The sequence below is a fragment of the Actinoplanes sp. NPDC024001 genome (assembly GCF_040638955.1).
GTDB lineage: Bacteria > Actinomycetota > Actinomycetes > Mycobacteriales > Micromonosporaceae > Actinoplanes.
The window spans coordinates 1-4,547 of the sequence record NZ_JBEZZB010000314.1 but is presented as its reverse complement, the minus strand read 5'-3'; the positions used below and the strand labels follow the sequence as shown (position 1 = coordinate 4,547).

The window sequence follows — 4,547 nt, the reverse complement described above, 5'->3', positions numbered from 1 at the left end:
ACGCCTGACGGGATCGCCGACCTGACCTCGGCCGAGTTGCGGGCGATCGAGACCTTCGAGCTCGCCGGTTTCGAGGTCGAGCTGCTGTGCGCAGGCAGCCGACCGCGCCGGCCCGGATCGCCTCCAGCACCGGGCCCGGATCGTCGTCGGCGGCGACGGCCACGACGCGGGCCCGCGGCGCGGCCTCACGGATGGCGCTGATGGCGCGAGCACCGCCACCGGGCGGCAGGTGGAGACCGGCAAGGACCAGATCCGGTACGGCTTCGCGCACCGCTCTCGTCGCCTGCCCGGTCTCGCCGGCCGTCGCCACCACGGTCGCGCGCCCGCCGCTCAACTCGGGGAGCAGCTGTTCCAGAGAGCGGACGAATCGTTCCTGATCGTCCGCCACCACTACCCGGATCCGGTTATCCATGCAGCGGGGATGCCCGTCCTGGGCCGACTCATGCGTCCGATCCCCTACCGGGGGTGGGTGGAGACGAACTCGGCGATGTACTCGTCCAGCCGGTGCTCCGGGCGCCAGCCGAGGCCGGTGGCCTTGGTGGTGTCGGCCTGGCCGCGGGTGCGCTCGCCGCGCAGCGCGGGAACCATCACGTACTCCCCGCCGAACATCTTGGCGACGTCGAGCAGCGGCCACTCGGTGCCGGTGCCGAGGAGGTAGCCGTCGCCGGAGCCTTTCCGCGCCACCAGCAGCAGGCCGCGGACGATGTCCTCGATGTGGGTGAAGTCGCGGGTCTGGGTGCCCGGGGAGACCACGGTGAGCGGCTCGCCGGCCAGGTACTGCCGCTCGAAGATGCCGATGACCGTCGCGTACTTACCGGTGGTGATCTGTCCCGGTCCGTACACGTTGTAGAAGTACGTGATCGCGTAGTCCAGCCCGTACCAGTTCGAGTAGTTCTTGATGTACTCGATGTTCTTGGCCTTGGTCCACGCGTACGGATTGAGGTTCTCGTCCTGCCCGTCGTTGCCGAACTTCGAGCTGGACCCGGCGTAGATCAGTTTCGCGCCGTGCCCGGCCGCGAACTTCACCACCTCCTTGGTGCCCAGCAGGTTGTAGTCCCAGGTCAGGTCGTGGTCTTCGAAGGACTGGACGATCCGCGAGTACTCACCCATGTGAAAGACGATCGCCGGGGCGGGCAGGCCCCGGTCGGCCCAGATCTTCGCGATGTCGGCGGTCGATCCGTCGAGGTAGGTGACCCGGGGGTCGTTGACGTGGTTCTCCGGGGTGCCGGTGAAGTAGTTGTCCAGGGAAACGATGGCCGCGTCCGGGTACTCGGTCAGCAACGACCTGACCAGAGCACTGCCGACGAATCCGGCACCGCCGGTGACCAACAGGGTTCGGCTCAACGTACTTCCCATCTTCCGGTCCTCGAAGCGCGACCAGGCTACCCAAGCCCTGCGGCCGAAAACCAACTGCTAGCGGCGTCGACACGCACCGCGATCGGCCATAACCTCTCCGGTGATTAACGACCGATCGGGGGCCGGAGTGCGTGCGCGGTTCACCCTCTTTCTCGCGACGGTACTCACCGCGTGCACCGCGCCGGTCGATGTCCCGTCCTGGACCCGCATCGACCTTCCCGGTGCGTCCGGCGCCGACCTGCGCGCCGCCGCCGACTGCGACGGCCGGTGGTACGTCGCCGGCAGCCTGCCCGACACCACCGGCCGCACCCGCCCCGCCGCCTGGACCAGCACCGATGCCGTCACCTGGGAGCCGGTCCGGTTCTCCGCCCTGCCCACCAGCGAGTACGGCCCGCAGAACGTGATCTCCGCGGTGGCCTGCGCGGCCGGCCGGGTGGTGATGCTCGGTTCGGCTCGGGGCGGCGCGCACGGCAACCCACGGGTGAGCACCTGGCACCGGCTCGCGGACGGCCGGATGACCGAGAATCCCGCCCCGTTCGAGACCTACGGCGGGGACACCGCGGTGGACGTGGCACACCTGTCCGCCGGCCCGTCCGGTTTCGCCCTCGCCGGCAACCGGTCGACCGGTGCGGCGGCCTGGTTCTCCCCGGACGGCGTCACGTTCACGCTGGTCGAGAACGCGCCCGGCCTGGCCTCGGACGCCACCGGCCGGACCGCGGCACGCGACGTCGTGGCGCTGCCGGACGGCCGGTGGATGGTGGTCGGCGGCCGCGACGACCGGGCTGCGGCCTGGGTCAGCCGGGACGGGCGCCGCTGGACGCCCGCCGATCCGCCGTCGGCCGAGCCGGGCTGGACTGAGTTGCAGCGCGCGGTCCGGGTCGGTGCCGACGTGGTCGCGGCCGGCCCGCGCGGCACGTCCTTCGGCGTCTGGCGGCTGCGCGCCGGCACCTGGTCCGAGCTGGGCGTCTTCGGCGGCGCACCGACCGGGGTGCGATCGCTCGCCGCGGCCGGCGGCCGGCTGGTGGCGGTGGCCGGCGGCCTGTGGACCTCCGCGGACGGGGTGACCTGGCAGTCGCAGGTCACCCCGGAGCCACCGGTGGCCGTGACCGGCCGCGACGGCACCCTGCTGCTCGTCACGGCCGGAGCGGCCTACCGGCGTGTCACCGTCACCAGGGCGAGGGGGCGGGCGGCGGGACGACCGGCGGGCGGTCGTCGCAGGTGATGACGTTGGGCAGGTACGGCCCGAGCCAGCCGCCGTCGTTGCCGCCGAGGTCGGTCAGGCTGAACTCGGAACCGCCGGGCGGGAAGCCGAACCGGCCGCAGTTGTTCACCCCGACCGCGCCGACGTTGCGGGCGTCCACGTTCTCGAAGGACGCCGAACCCCCGGCGCGAGCGCTGACCACGCTCGTACCCGTACCGTCGACCTTGATGTTCTTGAACGTTATTCCGTTGATCGAGTAGAGGTCCTTCACCGGCCAGTCCGCGACCATCATGATCGCGTTGTAGGTGTTGTCCAGGTAGTGGTCGCCGGTCACCTCGACGTCGGCGTCGATGCTGCGCTCGAGCGCGAAGAACCAGATCGCGCCGAGGCCGATCCGCCAGTTCAGCTCGTAGGTCCCGGCCCGCACCGTGGTGTTGCCGGTGAACCGCAGGTGCCCGGTGAACGGCTCGGCGCCGAAGCGGGTGCCGGCGTGCAGGGCGCTGCCCTCCCGGATCGGGTCGGCGATCAGGTTGTTCGACACCGTGGTGTCCGCCCCGCCGTAGATCGCGATGCCGTTGGCGAGCGTCGGCGTCTGGATCGTGTTGCGGTCGAACGTGTTGCCGGAGTTGGCGGTCTTCTCCGACCACATGGCGAGCGCGTCGTCGCCGGTGTTGCGCACGAAGTTGTTGCGCACCAGTGAGCCGGTGACCCCGGTGTGGAAGTTCAGCCCGTCCGCGATCTGGTCGACGATGATGTTGTCGGTGACCCGGACGTTCGACATCGGACCGTCGAACCAGAGGCCCACCTTGGTGTGCTGGATGTGCAGGCCGCGGATCGTCGAGTCGCTCATCGCGCCGCCGATGCCGTTCACCTGGTCGGTGTCGATCCGCTCGCGGACGTCGCCCTGGATGGCGAAGTCGGCGAGGTGCACGTTGCGGCTGCCGCCCTCGGCGGCGCTGCGGCCGTCGAAGCCGACGCCGGTGTGCACGGAACCGTCCGGGGCCGGCTCGTCCAGCGCCACCTCGCGGCCCTTGATCACGGTGTACCAGTTGCCGGCGCCGGTGATCGTCACGTCGTCGACCAGGATGTGCCGGTTCACCTGGAAGACGCCGGGCGGCAGGTAGACGTCGCGCTTGGTCTTCTTCGCGTACGCGATCGCCCGGTCGATGGCCGGCGCCGAGTCGCGCCGTCCGGTCGGGTCGGCGCCGAAGAGCAGCACGTTCACCGCGGTCAGGTCGACCTTGGGCAGGCCCGCCAGCTCGGAGTCGAGCAGGTCGATCGTGGTCGGCACGCCACGGGCGGTGAGCCGGATCGTGTCACCGGCCCGGTAGGTGCGCCCGAGGTGCAGCCGCTGCTCGTCGTAGAAGTGGGTGGGCCGGAACGGCTTGGTGATCACCGGCGCCGGCTCGGTGGCGGCCGGCACGCACTGGCACTCGGTGATCCACCAGTCCGGATGCAGCAGGTCGGCCTGGGGGTCGTTGGTGAACGGGTACTGGTTGTAGAGCCAGGAGTACTGCGAGGTCAGCGTCATGGTCCGGGTGCCGTGCCGGGTGGTGACCGACAGCGGTGCGGTGATGCCGCCGCCGCCCGGGGCGTCCGGGATGCTGTATCGCACGGTGATCGCGTTCGCCGCACGGGGAAGGGTGAACTCCACGTACTCCCCCGGGTCGAGGGTGACCGCGGACCGGCCGGATGCTTCGGCGGGCAGCGTGTAGGCCGTACGGTCCGGCCCGATCACCGTGCCGGTGGTGGTGGCGTGCTCGGCCTCCTGCTCCAGGAAGGCGACGGTGGCGCCGCGGCCGGCGACCAGAGCGGGATCGAGGGCGGCTCGGGTGACAGCGGGCCCGGCGGGGGCGGCCGGAGCGGCCACCGCCACCTGCGCGGTACCGGTCACACCACGACATCCACCATGTCCGGCTCGTCGGGGCGTTCCGTATCCCCACCGGGCGCGCCGGAGCGGGGTGGTCGGCCGTCAGCGGGGCGGGTGGCG

The 4,547-nt window shown here is 71.1% G+C and carries 4 protein-coding genes; 1 reads left to right on the top strand and 3 read right to left on the bottom strand.

Going from position 1 to position 4,547, the window contains the following annotated elements; genetic code table 11:
• Together AB0F81_RS50395 and AB0F81_RS50390 are read right to left on the bottom strand one after the other, a co-directional pair.
• A partial coding sequence (locus AB0F81_RS50395; protein ID WP_360211461.1) for a response regulator transcription factor occupies positions 1-412 on the bottom strand: 412 nt, incomplete at its 3' end.
• Positions 413-456: 44 nt separating this feature from the next.
• A complete protein-coding gene (locus AB0F81_RS50390) occupies positions 457-1,356 on the bottom strand; it encodes an NAD-dependent epimerase/dehydratase family protein (protein ID WP_360211459.1) in 900 nt (299 codons plus the stop codon).
• Between the two features lie 100 nt (positions 1,357-1,456).
• On the opposite strand from AB0F81_RS50390, the gene AB0F81_RS50385 reads away from it, so the two are divergent.
• On the top strand, positions 1,457-2,578 hold the full coding sequence (locus tag AB0F81_RS50385) for a hypothetical protein (protein WP_360211457.1): 1,122 nt from the start codon (positions 1,457-1,459) through the stop codon (positions 2,576-2,578).
• On the opposite strand, the gene AB0F81_RS50380 is transcribed toward AB0F81_RS50385, so the two are convergent.
• Positions 2,523-4,451: a glycosyl hydrolase family 28-related protein gene (locus AB0F81_RS50380; protein ID WP_360211455.1), complete on the bottom strand. Its 1,929-nt coding sequence runs from the start codon at positions 4,449-4,451 to the stop codon at positions 2,523-2,525. The genes AB0F81_RS50385 and AB0F81_RS50380 overlap by 56 nt on opposite strands.
• Positions 4,452-4,547 lie beyond the last annotated feature (96 nt).

Bases quoted from the DNA above. Each gene is read 5' to 3' on its own strand.
- AB0F81_RS50390 (WP_360211459.1), bottom strand. From the start codon at position 1,356: ATGGGAAGTACGTTGAGCCGAACCCTGTTGGTCACCGGCGGTGCCGGA.